The organism is Collibacillus ludicampi, from assembly GCF_023705585.1.
GTDB classification, from domain to species: Bacteria; Bacillota; Bacilli; order Tumebacillales; family BOQE01; genus Collibacillus; species Collibacillus ludicampi.
Genome location: NZ_BOQE01000001.1, coordinates 386,589 through 400,000, shown reverse-complemented (window position 1 = coordinate 400,000; position 13,412 = coordinate 386,589). Strand labels below are relative to the sequence as shown.

The following is a 13,412-nucleotide window of genomic DNA, read 5'->3' as shown; positions in this document are numbered from 1 at the left end:
ACCGGGATGAACCGACCGCTGGTGTCTCAGTTGTGGTGCCAACCGCATCGCTGAGTAGCTATGTCGGGCCGGGATAAGCGCTGAAAGCATCTAAGCGCGAAGCCCCCCTCAAGATAAGACTTCCCACTCGGTCAACGAGGTAAGACCCCCTGAAGATGACAGGGTGGATAGGCGGGAGGTGTAAGCACCGCGAGGTGTTGAGCTGACCCGTACTAATCGGTCGAGGGCTTAACCTAAATCTCATACGCGGTCGCATTCGCTTTCAGTTATGAGGGAACCTCCTCACCAAACATCTTCTGTCTAGTGGCAATGGCGGAGAGGACACACCCGTTCCCATCCCGAACACGGAAGTTAAGCTCTCCAGCGCCAATGGTACTTGGGGTGGGAGCCCCTGGGAGAGTAGGTCGCTACTAGGCAGAATGACATGCTTCCTTAGCTCAGTTGGCAGAGCGCATCCATGGTAAGGATGAGGTCGCCGGTTCGATCCCGGCAGGAAGCTCCATGATCATGCTATTTGAATGTGTGCTTCGCAGTTTCGTTTGAAGAGTTGTCTTCATGGCACAACGGAATTTTATTCAAGCAGTCTTTTGGGGGTATAGCTCAGTTGGTAGAGCACCTGCCTTGCAAGCAGGGGGTCAGCGGTTCGAATCCGCTTACCTCCACCAAAAAATGCTTGACTTAAATCGATAAAATATGATATGATAAATCGCGTCTCACTGATATATAATCGTCGCGGGGTGGAGCAGTTGGCAGCTCGTCGGGCTCATAACCCGAAGGTCGCAGGTTCAAGTCCTGCCCCCGCAACCAGAAGGCTCGGTAGCTCAGTCGGTAGAGCAGAGGACTGAAAATCCTCGTGTCGGCGGTTCGATTCCGTCCCGAGCCACCACCATAAGCCATCTTAGCTCAGTTGGTAGAGCGATTCACTCGTAATGAATAGGTCACCGGTTCGAGTCCGGTAGATGGCTCCAGTATGGAGGGGTACCAAAGTGGCCAAATGGGGCGGACTGTAAATCCGTTGCGTAAGCTTCGTAGGTTCGAATCCTACCCCCTCCACCAGATATGGCTCGGTAGCTCAGTTGGTGAGAGCGACGGATTCATAACCCGTAGGTCGGCAGTTCGACTCTGCCCCGAGCCACCATTTGTAAACTTTGGGGAGTCGCCAAGCGGTAAGGCAACGGACTTTGACTCCGTCATGCGTAGGTTCGATCCCTACCTCCCCAGCCAGATGCGGTCGTGGCGGAATTGGCAGACGCGCAAGATTCAGGTTCTTGTGAGTGCAAACTCGTGGAGGTTCAAGTCCTCTCGACCGCACCAATTGCGGAATGTAGCGCAGCTTGGTAGCGCGCACGCTTCGGGAGCGTGAGGTCCAGGGTTCGAATCCCTGCATTCCGACCAGTTTTCAAATCATGAGTACGTCGAGGTGGCGGAATAGGCAGACGCGCACGTTTGAGGGGCGTGTGGGTTTCCCGTGCGGGTTCAAGTCCCGCCCTCGACACCATACGGAGAGATGTCCGAGTTGGTCGAAGGAGCACGATTGGAAATCGTGTAGGCGTTAACAGCGTCTCAAGGGTTCGAATCCCTTTCTCTCCGCCATTATAAATCGATGCGGGTGTAGTTCAATGGTAGAACTCCAGCTTCCCAAGCTGGCGGCGTGGGTTCGATTCCCATCACCCGCTCCATATGGGCCTATAGCTCAGCTGGCCAGAGCGCACGACTGATAATCGTGAGGTCAGTGGTTCAAGTCCACTTAGGCCCACCAGTATTAAGTGTAATAGGCAATATTACTTCATACAGGACGGGATATAGCGCAGCCTGGTAGCGCGCACCCTTGGGGTGGGTGAGGTCGTGGGTTCAAATCCCGCTATCCCGACCATTATGCCGAAGTGGCGGAATTGGCAGACGCACACGACTCAAAATCGTGCGGGAAACCGTGTGGGTTCGAGTCCCACCTTCGGCACCAAAATTTGCGGGTGTAGTTCAATGGTAGAACTCCAGCCTTCCAAGCTGGCGGCGTGGGTTCGATTCCCATCACCCGCTCCAAAGAGGAAGACCATCTAGTTCAGCTAGGTGGTCTTTTGTTTTTGTTGAACGTTCATACCGCAATCATCAAAGCTAGTAACCTACGTGATAACTAGTTATTTAAATAACGGGCTAACGGGCAGAAGAGTGCAACTTACCTGCTGTTCAATTTGGCGAAAAGAACCGGGGTAAAGAAAAAACACCGATAGTCGGTGCTCTTTTTTTATGCGCAAGACGGCTAAATTCGAGTTGGATACATCCTCGCCAGGTAATCCGCGAGCTGATCAAAGGTTCCGCTAAAACCTTGTTTCATTGACTCGAACCCTGCTTCAAAGGTCCTATGCTCTTCCTCTGTCGCGTTTATAGGGCCTCCTCGAAGGATAAGTGAGGTTTTGCCATCATTCTCGGATAGTGTAAGCGTATTTAATACTTCGAGCGGCCACGTTGGGCTAAATGGTGCCCGAGTTATGTTGCCTTTCTCATCAGCGAAGGAATTGACGAAGACGATTTTCTCCGGCGCAACGATTTCTTGAAAAATAAACTTCCCCCACATTTCGTGGCCATCAGGTGATCTCATGCTGTAGTGAAAGATGCCACCCGGGCGGAGATCTAATTTGGCGACACCGAACGAGAAGCCTTTCGGTCCCCACCAGTGTTGCAGGTGCACTGGATCGGTCCACGCCTTGAACACAAGCTCGCGAGGAGCATCGAAGGTGCGCGTGATAACTAACTCGCGTTCGCCATCGTTCGATGCGATGTTGTTTGTTGCATTGTTATTGGTCATGCCATTCCTCCAAAATTAAATAATATTGTTTTAAAGAATCATAGCGACAATCCAAAAAAGTTTGGTCGTACCGCTGAAACTCCTTGTTAGGCTTTTTCTTGTCACTTTTTTTCTTATTTTTTCACATGGGAATCCAAACCTCGCACCGATAATCATCTGCTGTCGTATCTCCCGGTGGATATACCTCCAGCTCGGGCGCTTCGGCGTGTTCATATCCTGTAGAGGGAAACCATTCTTGAAATATTCGGCCGAACACATTTTGTATGGCGCTTGGAATCGGTCCGACAGAGGTGAAGATCGCCCAAGTGGAAGCGGGGATCGTGCGAAGGAAGAATCCTTCAGAAGGTGTTGTTAGATCGGTACGAGTTGCGATCATATAAGTGAAAACTTCCTGATCTGGCTGCATATCCATGCAAATGCCAAGCAAATTCCCGTCTGTGCTGATAGAGCCCAGCTTGTCCGTGGTGCCATTCCGAAGACATTCCTCCCAGAACCTCGGGATTTGGCGCATATGCTCTTCTTCCCGGCACGAGACCTTCGTAGACTTGCCGACGACCGTAAAAGCCTCTTTCTCCACGATTCGATAATCCATATCCTTGTCTCCCTTCAGTGTCAGATGGAAGGAGATACGGGGAAAAGCTTTCAGGCTCACGCCCGGATTACGAGCCTCCGAAGGCGCAATGCCGTGAATTTTCCGAAATGCTTTGGAGAAAGACTCTGGTGAGTCATAGCCGTATTTAAGCGCTACGTCCAACACCTTGGATGATGACGATGCCAGCTCTTGTGCAGCTAATGTCAGTTTGCGTTTTCGCATGTATTCGACCACCGTCATTCCGGTTAACATGTAAAACATGCGTTGAAAATGGAACGGTGACGTATAAGCCGCCTTTGTAATCTCTTCAATATCCAATCGTTCATCCATTTTTTTCTCCATGAGGTCAAGCGCCTCTTTCATTCGGTGTAACCATTCCAACCGCATCACCTCCCTTTGTTCAACATCGTATCACTGATGGAACGGGCCATCCTGTCATTGCGTGCTTTCCGTGAACAGGCTTCCATCTCATTTCCTCAATTATACAATAAACTTGCCGTTACAGACAGCACGGGGAACCGTATCAAAAGTTACCGTTACGTGTGATTCAACCATCGTGGATCGAAAATTGAGGATTGCTACATTCAAGCGAGTCTACCTTTCTGTACCTAGTACGATCATATCCACATTCAAATCGCGTTCTGATTTCATGAATACCACCATGTGATAACTCACATTCTGTATAACAAAACGATGTTAAGAAGTTAACTAAAAGACCTCAGATGAATCGTAGGGGTATTGAATCTCCTCGTTTTGATTGAGTCCCTGTAAAGCCCGATTCACGACGGATACAGGAACACCCAATTGATCAGCGATATCGAATGCCGTCTCAAAACGGACACCTTTTTCTCTTGTTGTTTCACATATTCCTGTATGTTGTGTACAGCTACCTCTAAATTCTCCATAGTGGCCCTCCTAATCTGATGCTCGTTTGCCATAGTTTTTGAACATGCACTCATTTTATTCCGTTTAACTTTTCCAGCGCTTATGATACATTGATTAAGAAACTGTATAGAGGAAGTAGGAGGTTTCGATGCGAATTGTAGTTGGAATATCAGGAGCCAGCGGAGCCATTTATGGAGTACGCCTGCTGGAAGTTTTACAAAAACTTGAAGTGGAAACACATCTCGTACTCAGCGAATCGGCCGCGAAAACAATCGAATACGAGACAACTTACACGCCGGACGAAGTGATCAAGATGGCTTCTTATGTATATGACAATAAAGATCTAGGTGCGGCGATATCCAGTGGCTCTTTTAAGGTCGACGGCATGGTTATCGCACCATGTTCGATCAAGACTTTGTCGGCGATCTCGACCAGTTTTAATTCGGAATTATTAACGCGTGCCGCCGATGTGAGTCTTAAAGAAAGACGTAAGCTTGTATTGGTCGTTCGGGAGACGCCATTGCACTTGGGACACCTTCAACATATGGTTCATGTTACGCAAATGGGAGGAATTATTTTGCCGCCAGTACCATCGTTTTACCATTTACCAAACTCGATCGATGACATTATCAATCATACGGTTGGCAAAGTCTTGGATCAATTTGGAATTGATGCAGATTTGTTTCGGCGTTGGTCAGGAATGTAAGGTAAATACTTAGGATCTTTTTGAAAGCAGATCTTTGATGCTTCTTAATCTATGATTTGTTATTGACAGACTTAAAGAACCTTGTTATTATATAGTCCGTCAAATTCTTATATCACCATGAGTGGAGAGATGTCCGAGTGGTCGAAGGAGCTCGCCTCGAAAGCGAGTAGGCGTGAAAGCGTCTCGTGGGTTCGAATCCCACTCTCTCCGCCATGTGACGGAATGTAGCGCAGCTTGGTAGCGCGCACGCTTCGGGAGCGTGAGGTCCAGGGTTCGAATCCCTGCATTCCGACCACAACGAAAAAGGAAGGGGCACATAGTTGTGTGACCTCTTCCTTTTCACATTCATGTACATAGTTCCGGAAAACATGGTCTCATCGCTTCAACGTGAGGTCAAGCGTATGCTCATGGCTTATAAGATCAAGATTCTTCATGTCGATGTTGGATGTCGACCGGGTCAGGAATTTTCGTCTGTGTTGTCAGTTGAATAAATTCTGTCACCGCGCGGGATTGAAACTGATTTTCCTTATAAAGAATCGAAAACTGGCGTTTAAGTTCGTGATTTTTGACGCGCAATGCGTTCAAGGTTCCAAGAGAAAGTTCTTTTCGAATGGTCCATTTTGAAATAAACGAGATTCCAAGACCGGCTTCAACCGCCTCTTTGATCGATTGTGTCGATCCAAGTTGAATCATCTTTTTGGGTTCAAATGGAAGTTCATGCAAAAGCTCATCCATGACGAAGCGCGTACCCGAGCCCGCTTCCCGCAAAATAAAAATTTCGTTGCTAAGATCGTTTAATTCTACATAAGAATAAGCGGACAATCGATGATTCGAAGGTACGATTAACATCAATTCATCGTCCATAAAAGGCGTGATCAAAAGACGCTTTTTAATTACTGGACCTTCCACAAGACCTACATCGATCATATTGGATAATGCATGTTCTGCGATTTCCTCCGTGTTGCCGATAAAAACTTCCACAGATACTTTCGGATACATTTGAGTATACGTTGCTAGCAGACGAGGGAGTACATATTCTCCAATCGTGAGGCTCGCACCGATGACCAAACGTCCGGTGACAAGTCCAATGAGATCGTTCAGGGCTTGCTGAGCTTCGTTATGGAGTCCAAGGATTTGAATCGCATAGTCATAAAGAATTTCGCCTGCACGCGTCAATTCTACGCGCTTGTTGCTACGTTCGAACAAACGTACCCCGTAGTGTTCTTCCAACGTTTGAATCTGCAAAGAGATTGCAGGCTGTGTTAGATTCAACGCCTCCGCGGCGCGAGAGAAATTTTTCTTCTCAGCCACAGTGGTAAATACAAGCAAATGATAATCAAGCATGTGAACACCTCTATTATTATTCTGAATTCTATTGTACTACAGAAGTTGATATATATTCCAAGTCATCCCGTAACAGGAATGACCAAAGCTGGAAGATAGCACGTCACAAAAACGTCGAAAATTTGTTGACTTCTCTTTGAAAATTGGTATGATAAAAATAGCAAGTATGTGAAAAATGACACAAACAGGGTGGGAGAAATGGCAAAAAAAGTAGTGATATTGGGTGCCGGCTATGCTGGATTAGTGACCGCTTTAAAATTAAACAAGCTGGCTTCTGCAGGAGATTGTGAAATTATTCTCGTGAATAAACATGATTACCATCAAATGATTACACAATTGCATGAATCGGCTGCAGGGGCGAAGAGTGACCGTGATATAAGAATTCCTCTGGCGAGTGTATTAAAAGGTAAGAATATTAAGTTTATTAAAGATACGGTCGAAGCGATTGATAAACAAGCGAAGCAAGTGAAGTTGAAATCACAAGTATTGTCTTATGATTACCTTGTCGTTTCGTTAGGCAGCGAATCGGAGTATTTTGGAATTCCTGGTCTGAAAGAATACAGTTTTTCTCTCAAATCGATCAATCAGGCGCGATTGATTCGTATCCACATCGAAAAATGTTTTGCAGATTACCATTATGATCCGACTCCAGATAAGCTAACGTTTGTAGTCGGAGGTGCGGGTTTCTCCGGTATCGAATTGGTAGGCGAGTTGGCGGATGCACTCCCGAAACTTGCAGAAGAAAACAACATTCCTTACGAGAGGGTCAAGCTCTATAACGTGGAAGCTGCGCCAATGATTCTCCCCGGATTCGACGAAGAACTTGTAAAAGTAGCTGAACATAGCCTGAAATCACGTGGTGTCAACTTCTTGGTCGGCGTACCGATCATTCGTGTGGAACCTGGAAAGGTCCACTTGAAAAACGGCGAGATCATTGAGACACAAACACTGGTTTGGACAGGCGGTGTGCGTGGTAGCCAAATTGTAATTGATGCAGGATTTGAGACTGAACCCCGCGGGCGCGCGAAAGTCGATGAATATTTGCGTGCTATCGGTCATGAAGATGTATTCATCATCGGTGATTCCTGTTTTGTCATGAATGAGGAAACGGGACGTCCTTATCCGCCTACCGCGCAAATTGCGATCCAAATGGGCGAAAACTGTGCAGCCAACCTGTATGCATCGATTAAAGGAACGCAAAAAGAGAAATTCGTTCCGAACCTTCTCGGTTCCGTTGCGTCCCTCGGACGGAAAGATGCGATCGGTAAAGTAGGCAAAAGCCTCAAGACCAAAGGATGGATTGCGTATCGCATCAAGGATATGTCACAAGTCCGTTATTTAGCGAAAATCGGAATGATCTTTAAATGAGCCGCAAACGGCAACTGAACGTATACAAACATGACAAATGGAATCAGATGAATATCATTGTACATGGGAAACGGATTGTCGTTTCAGAAATCTCTTCCATCTATGGTGAAGAAACGTTTGATTTTTTGAGTAAGGCAGAAGTTCAAGCTTGGGCACGTAAACGCTTCGCTAACGAGCCAAAAGAAGAATATGAACGTATTATGTCCATTTTTTCCAGAATATAATGGTTTTAAAAGGCGGTTTGACCGCCTTTTTTTTTGACCATCTATTCCCAAGCTTGCGGGTTTATGAATACTGATAATGAAGAGATGCATATGCGGAGTTCTATGCGGAAATCTTTTGAGAATCGTGTGTTCGTTTGCTCTCAAACTCCAGAGAAGTTGAAAGTAACGAAGAGAGGTGATGATACGGTCATGGGATATCATGTGATGCCATTGTTTGTATCACATTTGAAAAAGCTCTATCAATATATCGATGTGATGTTTCGTCGGAAAGATGACGGAGCCACGTTTAACAATAGCAAAAGAGAAACTCTTGGTTTTTTTGGGCACGTGAAACTGATGGAAGCACAAGCATTTCTTTTTGAAGCGACACGCGATGAAATGTACCTGACACATCTGAAAGAAGGAATTGAATTCTGCCGCAAACGAACTGTGAAACGGGGGATCGAAGATTGGTGGAGTGTGGATTTTAATCGCTCTTCGGGGTGGGTTGAGTCGAATCACCTGGGCATATTGGCTTTGAGCGTATATCGTTATTGGCACATAACAGGTGACAGCACGTACAATTCTTGGGTAGAGAAGTTGATGCTGCAAATTCCCAAGAATCGTGACGAAACGGGAACATATAAGATCGGTTACGGAACACGTGGGCGACAAACGGATGATCGGCGCTATTTGGCGGATCACGCAGAACTCCTTATCGGTTTCTATTCTTTATGGAAGTTAACAGGACGTGAAGAATATCGAAAACGGTACAAAGAGATTTTTTTGTTTTTAGACAAAGGATTTCGTGCCCTAGGAGGGGGCAGACGGCATGCCTGGGTCGTAGGACCGTATTCGATTCCATATGGAGAAGGAACGAGGAAAGAAATATGCAATAAGAGTCACACGACGTATTCACAGTTTTTCATTTCCCGGGACATCGTCTTAACGGAAGATAAGGAAAGATATGATAAATTGGTGCAGTCAACGGATTGGATCCTTCAGGAGGCAAGATTTAAGGACGGATTAATCGGATACAATCGTAAAGATGATAAAATGTTGGGGTGGTCCATCTATGCCGCATGCCAAACCTATTGGACGTATTTATTATCAAGAAGAGATGATTACTTCCTTGAAGCGATTGAAACGATTCAAGCGGTTTTAACGAAACAGCAAGCCAATGGATGTATACCTCCTTTTATTCCACATTCACATGCGATTGATTGGACTTCTATGGAGAAAAATGCCGCTGGATTAGGGGAAATATGGCAATTGACAGCCATCTTGGAAGGTTTGTCTCTCTGTGATTTGCATTTGAAACCGCAAGCGGTTTCCGTATGGCAACTGCACGAAGGAGATCCTTCGATTAAGGATGTATTATATGAGGAAGACAAACGTACCCTTCATATCGCTTTGACGGGTGAACACAGCGAAACCGAATCGTATCGCATCATTTCACCTGGTGGGCAGTTTGTTCGCTTTGTTTGCTCATTGCCGACGAAAATTAAACACGGATATTTATCGGATGGAAGGCCGTTTATCGATATTTTGATTTCGCGAGAACAACAAGAAGAGACTTTTTGTACATTTTCTGTGATCCACGAATAACGTGACAATATCCGCTTCTGCCTATCACACATTCCTTTCCCGGTTCCATAGGATATAGTAAAACATGCTTTGCCAATGGAAAGGTGGTGAATCCGATGGCTTTAAGCGGTTTCATGTTGTACACCATGTATATCATTCTGGGGTTGATTTCCCTTGATATCCTTGCTGGTTTATACAAAGCGATAACTACGAACTCCTTTAGTTTTGCAAAATTAGCGGGCTTCCTGCAAAGTGGAATTCTCTATCTCGTATTTCCATTGACCATCTTAGTATCTCTAATTCCCATGGATCCAACAGGATGGGTTTTAACAATTGCCTATTACCTCGCATCGCTTGGCATCGTAATCAAATATATCATGGATATTATCGGAAAACTCACGAAATAAAGAAGTTGGCCCATCTCGCTATGGATGGGCTTTCATTTTTTTTGTTCATCCATACCGCAAGAATTACTACATGGGATATGTCTTGGAGAACAACGTAAAGGAAGTATGACTTTCCTTTTATGATAGTGTATGAAGAATCTGTAAAATGTATGAAATGGGGTTGTACTTTCATATGTTTTAAAGTAGACTGGGAAGTGTAAAAAAATATTGATGATTGATATTCGCCATAACTCATCAAACCAGTGGCAGTCACGACGGGACTGTTCGTTATATGTTTGTCCGGTTGTGCAGTGAAACCCTTATTCGGCAGATGATTTTTTGTCTCTGCCATATAGGAGGAATGCTGATGTTTCAATGTCCGGCATGTGGAGAGCTTATGGAGATCTTGACGAATTATCATTGTATGTCACGTCATTCGATCACGAAGAAAGAATTGATCGAGAAGTATGGAACACCCAAATATGTGTCGCCATTGATGAGTCGCGAAGTACAGAATTGGATTCGTGAATCCACGATTATAACCAGGTTGGATTTCGACGTTGCTCAGGCAGCTGTAAGAAGTCAATTGAAGCGTGGATAGAGAGGATATATAGACCCTGCCGATGAAAGGTAGGGTCTTATCTATACATAATTTTTCCTGGTACGTAAATTCTACCTGTATAAAATGATGTGTCAGGGATGATTGTGAGCCGTCATTCATACGTTTTGTTAACGGATGGGGAACTTATGAGATTTGGAAGGACGTTATAAAAGCTTCTTTTTTGAATCGTTTAACATGAGATTGAAGTGCTACGATCGAAGCCTTTTTTTATGTTAGCTTCATGAGAGGATGGATGTTAATGAAAAACTTCGTAACACGGGGATGGAATGGATTGTCTGTTCATGTCTTGCCTACGGAGAAATTTAAGATGACGACCATCGCTGTAAATCTGCAAACCGATCTGGAAGAAGACAAGGCAACGAAGGTTGCATTAATTCCACATGTTTTGATGCGCGGTTCACAAACGTATCCGCAGTCGGAACATATTCAACAGACACTGGCAAACTTGTACGGGGCATCACTCTCCGTGGGCGTAGCTAAAAAGGGAGAGCAACAGGTGATCGAGTTTCAAATGAAAATCGCCAATGAAAAATATTTGGGGACTGGTGAACCACTGCTTGAGCAAGGGATCGATTTACTCGTGGATGTCCTTCTACGACCGGCATTGGAAGATGGGGCGTTTGTAAAAGATTTTCTTGAGAAAGAAAAGGAACAGCATATCAAGCGAATCGATTCCTTGTTTGACGATAAGATTCAGTATGCTGTAGAACGCTGTTTGTCTGAGATGACAAAAGGTGAACGTTATGCGATTCCCAGACTCGGACAGAAAGAAGATTTACAAAAAATCGATGCACAAACGCTGTATGATGCTTATCGGGACTTGTTGCGCACGGCACCCATGAATTTGATGGTCGTTGGTCATGTGGAACCGGAAAGGGTGTGGAACTTGTTTGCATCCAAGCTACAATTGGAAAGGGCATCCGTCCGCCAATTACAAGCACCGCAAATCGTTCCCCGAGCGAAAGATGTCAAAGAAGTGATTGACCGCCAGGATGTAACGCAAGGAAAGTTAAACATCGGCTTTCGTACGGGAGGTCTTACATACCAATCGGATCAATATCCGGCATTACTGGTCTATAATGGGATATTCGGGGGGTTCCCACATTCGAAGCTATTTGTAAACGTGAGAGAAAAATCGTCGCTTGCCTATTACGCATCCAGCCGTCTCGATTCGATTAAAGGGCTTCTTTACGTCCAGTCCGGTATTGAAATTGCCAATTACGAAAAGGCTGTCTCGATTATTAAAGAACAATTCGAAGCGATGAGAAACGGGCAGATCGATGAACGCGAACTGGAATTCACGAAGAACGGTCTGATTAACCAGTTCCGCACGTTGATGGATTCACCGGAGGCCATGATCGATATATATTTGAACGGGTTGGTAGCAGGACGGCAGTGGATTCCGGAGGATCTTTGCGAGCAAGTCGCTCGTGTCACCATTGAGGATGTTGTCGAAGTGGCTAAGCAAATCAGTCTGGATACCATCTATTTCTTGCGTGACAAGGAGGAACGTGCACATGCATGAGAAGACATACGGGCAATTAGGGGAAACGATTTTTCAAGAAACTCTCGATAACGGATTACAGGTGTATGTGCTTCCTAAGCCGGATTTTAAACAGGCGTTTGCCACATTCTCGACAAAGTATGGTTCGATTGACCGGGAGTTCGTCATCCCCGGGGAAGATCAGCCAACCGTTGTTCCTGACGGGATCGCCCATTTCTTGGAACACAAAATGTTCGAGCGGGAAGAAGGGGATGTTTTTAACCTGTATGCAAAGTACGGGGCATCAGCGAACGCTTTTACATCATTTGATATTACGACATATCTGTTCTCCGCAACGGATCATATTATGGAAAATATCGAGATTCTGTTAAATATGTGTCAGGAGACGTATTTAACCGATGAAAATGTCGAAAAAGAAAAGGGGATCATCGGGCAGGAAATCCGAATGTATGATGATAACCCCGAGTGGCGTTCTTACTTTGGAGTCTTGCAAGGGTTATTTAAAAACCACCCGATAAAAATCGATATTGCAGGTACGATCGATAGTATTTCACAGATCACCAAGGAAATGTTAACGACTTGTTTTCAGACGTTTTATCATCCAAGCAACATGGCTTTTTTCATCGTCGGTCCTGTCAAGCCTGAAGAAGTCATTGAAAAGATCAGGGAGAACCAGGCGAAAAAAACGTTTTCTCGTCAAGCGGAAATCAAGCGGTTTTTTCCTGAAGAACCACCGACCGTTGCGAATCCGAGGGTGGAAACCCATTTATCCGTCTCGCTTCCCCGTTGTTTGTTTGGCTATAAAGAAGTCAATCCGGGGGTTTCTGGCCGTTCTCTTCTGGAACGGGAGATGGTCACCGCTGTCGTCTTTGATTGCCTTTTTTCACGGAGTGCGGAATTGTTCAATCTGTTATACAACGAAGGTTTGATTGACCGCGGTTTTTCCTGGGAGTATGAAGTCACGCCTACCTATGGTTTTTCTGTGATCGGCGGAAATACGAAAGATCCCGACCGACTCATGCAAACGATTCAGGATTATATCGAGAAAACCAAAGAACGAGGAATCACTGAGGAAGATTTTCAACGAAGCCGCAAAAAGATGATCGGAAAATTTCTTGAGGGGCTCGATTCACCAAGGTATATTGCGCGAAATTTCACATCCTATCGCTTCAAAGATGTCGACTTTTTCGATACGCTACCTATCCTACAAGAGATGACATTAGACATGGTGAACGATCGCTTGCGCAATTATTTCCTTCAAGATGCACAGGCGGTTTCGATTGTTTGGCCGAAATAGACGTTACGTCAGGTGTGTATATGTACACGTTGTTGTCACCAATTTCTTTTATCTTTGCATAAGTTACAATCTAAGGGGTAGAGAGTTAGAAAATACCCGCGTTTGCGAAATCCTA

The 13,412-nt window shown here is 45.3% G+C and carries 12 protein-coding genes, 19 tRNA genes and 2 rRNA genes (1 of these 33 only partly in view); 29 read left to right on the top strand and 4 right to left on the bottom strand.

All coding sequences use genetic code 11. The annotated features are described in order from the left end of the window. The 19 genes from DNHGIG_RS02175 to DNHGIG_RS02085 form a co-directional block, all read left to right on the top strand. A 23S ribosomal RNA gene (locus DNHGIG_RS02175) occupies positions 1-236 on the top strand; it begins 2,819 nt to the left of the window's first position. A gap of 63 nt (positions 237-299) precedes the next feature. Continuing rightward, a 5S ribosomal RNA gene (rrf, locus tag DNHGIG_RS02170) occupies positions 300-416 on the top strand. Positions 417-426: 10 nt separating this feature from the next. Beyond that, positions 427-502 (top strand) — tRNA-Thr (locus tag DNHGIG_RS02165). A gap of 87 nt (positions 503-589) precedes the next feature. Further along, a tRNA-Ala gene (locus DNHGIG_RS02160) sits at positions 590-665 on the top strand. A 66-nt stretch (positions 666-731) separates the two neighbouring features. Then, positions 732-807 (top strand) — tRNA-Met (locus DNHGIG_RS02155). Between the two features lie 3 nt (positions 808-810). Continuing rightward, positions 811-886, top strand: a tRNA-Phe gene (locus DNHGIG_RS02150). A gap of 6 nt (positions 887-892) precedes the next feature. Beyond that, a tRNA-Thr gene (locus tag DNHGIG_RS02145) sits at positions 893-968 on the top strand. 4 nt (positions 969-972) lie between these two features. Then, positions 973-1,056, top strand: a tRNA-Tyr gene (locus DNHGIG_RS02140). Positions 1,057-1,061: 5 nt separating this feature from the next. Next, a tRNA-Met gene (locus DNHGIG_RS02135) sits at positions 1,062-1,138 on the top strand. Between the two features lie 11 nt (positions 1,139-1,149). After that, positions 1,150-1,224: transfer RNA gene (locus DNHGIG_RS02130), tRNA-Gln, on the top strand. A 3-nt stretch (positions 1,225-1,227) separates the two neighbouring features. Next, positions 1,228-1,314, top strand: a tRNA-Leu gene (locus DNHGIG_RS02125). Positions 1,315-1,318: 4 nt separating this feature from the next. Then, a tRNA-Pro gene (locus DNHGIG_RS02120) sits at positions 1,319-1,395 on the top strand. Positions 1,396-1,414: 19 nt separating this feature from the next. After that, positions 1,415-1,498: transfer RNA gene (locus tag DNHGIG_RS02115), tRNA-Leu, on the top strand. Between the two features lie 3 nt (positions 1,499-1,501). Further along, positions 1,502-1,593: transfer RNA gene (locus DNHGIG_RS02110), tRNA-Ser, on the top strand. Between the two features lie 12 nt (positions 1,594-1,605). Continuing rightward, positions 1,606-1,679: transfer RNA gene (locus tag DNHGIG_RS02105), tRNA-Gly, on the top strand. A 3-nt stretch (positions 1,680-1,682) separates the two neighbouring features. Further along, a tRNA-Ile gene (locus tag DNHGIG_RS02100) sits at positions 1,683-1,759 on the top strand. 37 nt (positions 1,760-1,796) lie between these two features. Next, a tRNA-Pro gene (locus tag DNHGIG_RS02095) sits at positions 1,797-1,873 on the top strand. A gap of 4 nt (positions 1,874-1,877) precedes the next feature. Then, a tRNA-Leu gene (locus tag DNHGIG_RS02090) sits at positions 1,878-1,960 on the top strand. A gap of 6 nt (positions 1,961-1,966) precedes the next feature. Continuing rightward, positions 1,967-2,040: transfer RNA gene (locus DNHGIG_RS02085), tRNA-Gly, on the top strand. A gap of 217 nt (positions 2,041-2,257) precedes the next feature. Here the strand turns inward: DNHGIG_RS02085 and DNHGIG_RS02080 are convergent. From DNHGIG_RS02080 to DNHGIG_RS02070, 3 genes are all read right to left on the bottom strand, one after another. After that, on the bottom strand, positions 2,258-2,803 hold the full coding sequence (locus DNHGIG_RS02080) for an SRPBCC family protein (RefSeq protein ID WP_282198120.1): 546 nt from the start codon (positions 2,801-2,803) through the stop codon (positions 2,258-2,260). A 121-nt stretch (positions 2,804-2,924) separates the two neighbouring features. Beyond that, complete coding sequence (locus DNHGIG_RS02075; protein ID WP_282198119.1) at positions 2,925-3,782, bottom strand: AraC family transcriptional regulator; 858 nt, start codon at positions 3,780-3,782, stop codon at positions 2,925-2,927. Between the two features lie 392 nt (positions 3,783-4,174). Then, positions 4,175-4,300 carry a hypothetical protein gene (locus DNHGIG_RS02070; protein WP_282198118.1) on the bottom strand — a complete coding sequence of 42 codons (126 nt, stop codon included), beginning with the start codon at positions 4,298-4,300 and terminating at the stop codon, positions 4,175-4,177. A 128-nt stretch (positions 4,301-4,428) separates the two neighbouring features. Here DNHGIG_RS02070 and DNHGIG_RS02065 point away from each other — a divergent pair, with 128 nt between their 5' ends. From DNHGIG_RS02065 to DNHGIG_RS02055, 3 genes are all read left to right on the top strand, one after another. Next, positions 4,429-4,986 (top strand): UbiX family flavin prenyltransferase, encoded by a 558-nt coding sequence (locus tag DNHGIG_RS02065; protein ID WP_282198117.1) that lies wholly within the window; start codon positions 4,429-4,431, stop codon positions 4,984-4,986. A 123-nt stretch (positions 4,987-5,109) separates the two neighbouring features. Continuing rightward, positions 5,110-5,199, top strand: a tRNA-Ser gene (locus DNHGIG_RS02060). Positions 5,200-5,204: 5 nt separating this feature from the next. Further along, a tRNA-Pro gene (locus DNHGIG_RS02055) sits at positions 5,205-5,281 on the top strand. A gap of 125 nt (positions 5,282-5,406) precedes the next feature. Here the strand turns inward: DNHGIG_RS02055 and DNHGIG_RS02050 are convergent. Continuing rightward, positions 5,407-6,330 (bottom strand): selenium metabolism-associated LysR family transcriptional regulator, encoded by a 924-nt coding sequence (locus DNHGIG_RS02050; RefSeq protein WP_282198116.1) that lies wholly within the window; start codon positions 6,328-6,330, stop codon positions 5,407-5,409. A gap of 198 nt (positions 6,331-6,528) precedes the next feature. Here DNHGIG_RS02050 and DNHGIG_RS02045 point away from each other — a divergent pair, with 198 nt between their 5' ends. The 7 genes from DNHGIG_RS02045 to yfmH all read left to right on the top strand — a co-directional run bounded on the left by DNHGIG_RS02045 (position 6,529) and on the right by yfmH (position 13,297). Continuing rightward, the gene (locus DNHGIG_RS02045; protein WP_282198115.1) at positions 6,529-7,698 is read left to right on the top strand and encodes an NAD(P)/FAD-dependent oxidoreductase; all 1,170 of its coding nucleotides are present in this window, start codon (positions 6,529-6,531) and stop codon (positions 7,696-7,698) included. Beyond that, the gene (locus tag DNHGIG_RS02040; RefSeq protein WP_282198114.1) at positions 7,695-7,922 is read left to right on the top strand and encodes a hypothetical protein; all 228 of its coding nucleotides are present in this window, start codon (positions 7,695-7,697) and stop codon (positions 7,920-7,922) included. The genes DNHGIG_RS02045 and DNHGIG_RS02040 overlap by 4 nt, the downstream gene beginning before the upstream one ends. 102 nt (positions 7,923-8,024) lie before the next feature. After that, positions 8,025-9,509 (top strand): AGE family epimerase/isomerase, encoded by a 1,485-nt coding sequence (locus tag DNHGIG_RS02035; RefSeq protein WP_282198113.1) that lies wholly within the window; start codon positions 8,025-8,027, stop codon positions 9,507-9,509. A gap of 95 nt (positions 9,510-9,604) precedes the next feature. Next, complete coding sequence (locus DNHGIG_RS02030) at positions 9,605-9,895, top strand: hypothetical protein (protein ID WP_282198112.1); 291 nt, start codon at positions 9,605-9,607, stop codon at positions 9,893-9,895. 346 nt (positions 9,896-10,241) lie between these two features. Further along, positions 10,242-10,475: a hypothetical protein gene (locus DNHGIG_RS02025; protein ID WP_282198111.1), complete on the top strand. Its 234-nt coding sequence runs from the start codon at positions 10,242-10,244 to the stop codon at positions 10,473-10,475. Positions 10,476-10,734: 259 nt separating this feature from the next. Beyond that, the gene (gene yfmF, locus DNHGIG_RS02020) at positions 10,735-12,021 is read left to right on the top strand and encodes an EF-P 5-aminopentanol modification-associated protein YfmF (RefSeq protein WP_282198110.1); all 1,287 of its coding nucleotides are present in this window, start codon (positions 10,735-10,737) and stop codon (positions 12,019-12,021) included. Further along, positions 12,014-13,297 (top strand): EF-P 5-aminopentanol modification-associated protein YfmH, encoded by a 1,284-nt coding sequence (gene yfmH / locus DNHGIG_RS02015; RefSeq protein ID WP_282198109.1) that lies wholly within the window; start codon positions 12,014-12,016, stop codon positions 13,295-13,297. Before yfmF ends, yfmH begins: the two co-directional genes overlap by 8 nt. Positions 13,298-13,412 lie beyond the last annotated feature (115 nt).

Coding starts and splice junctions, on each gene's coding strand:
- DNHGIG_RS02080 (WP_282198120.1), bottom strand. CDS start 2,803: ATGACCAATAACAATGCAACAAACAACATCGCATCGAACGATGGCGAA.
- DNHGIG_RS02075 (WP_282198119.1), bottom strand. CDS start 3,782: ATGCGGTTGGAATGGTTACACCGAATGAAAGAGGCGCTTGACCTCATG.
- DNHGIG_RS02070 (WP_282198118.1), bottom strand. CDS start 4,300: ATGGAGAATTTAGAGGTAGCTGTACACAACATACAGGAATATGTGAAA.
- DNHGIG_RS02065 (WP_282198117.1), top strand. CDS start 4,429: ATGCGAATTGTAGTTGGAATATCAGGAGCCAGCGGAGCCATTTATGGA.
- DNHGIG_RS02050 (WP_282198116.1), bottom strand. CDS start 6,330: ATGCTTGATTATCATTTGCTTGTATTTACCACTGTGGCTGAGAAGAAA.
- DNHGIG_RS02045 (WP_282198115.1), top strand. CDS start 6,529: ATGGCAAAAAAAGTAGTGATATTGGGTGCCGGCTATGCTGGATTAGTG.
- DNHGIG_RS02040 (WP_282198114.1), top strand. CDS start 7,695: ATGAGCCGCAAACGGCAACTGAACGTATACAAACATGACAAATGGAAT.
- DNHGIG_RS02035 (WP_282198113.1), top strand. CDS start 8,025: ATGCGGAAATCTTTTGAGAATCGTGTGTTCGTTTGCTCTCAAACTCCA.
- DNHGIG_RS02030 (WP_282198112.1), top strand. CDS start 9,605: ATGGCTTTAAGCGGTTTCATGTTGTACACCATGTATATCATTCTGGGG.
- DNHGIG_RS02025 (WP_282198111.1), top strand. CDS start 10,242: ATGTTTCAATGTCCGGCATGTGGAGAGCTTATGGAGATCTTGACGAAT.
- yfmF (WP_282198110.1), top strand. CDS start 10,735: ATGAAAAACTTCGTAACACGGGGATGGAATGGATTGTCTGTTCATGTC.
- yfmH (WP_282198109.1), top strand. CDS start 12,014: ATGCATGAGAAGACATACGGGCAATTAGGGGAAACGATTTTTCAAGAA.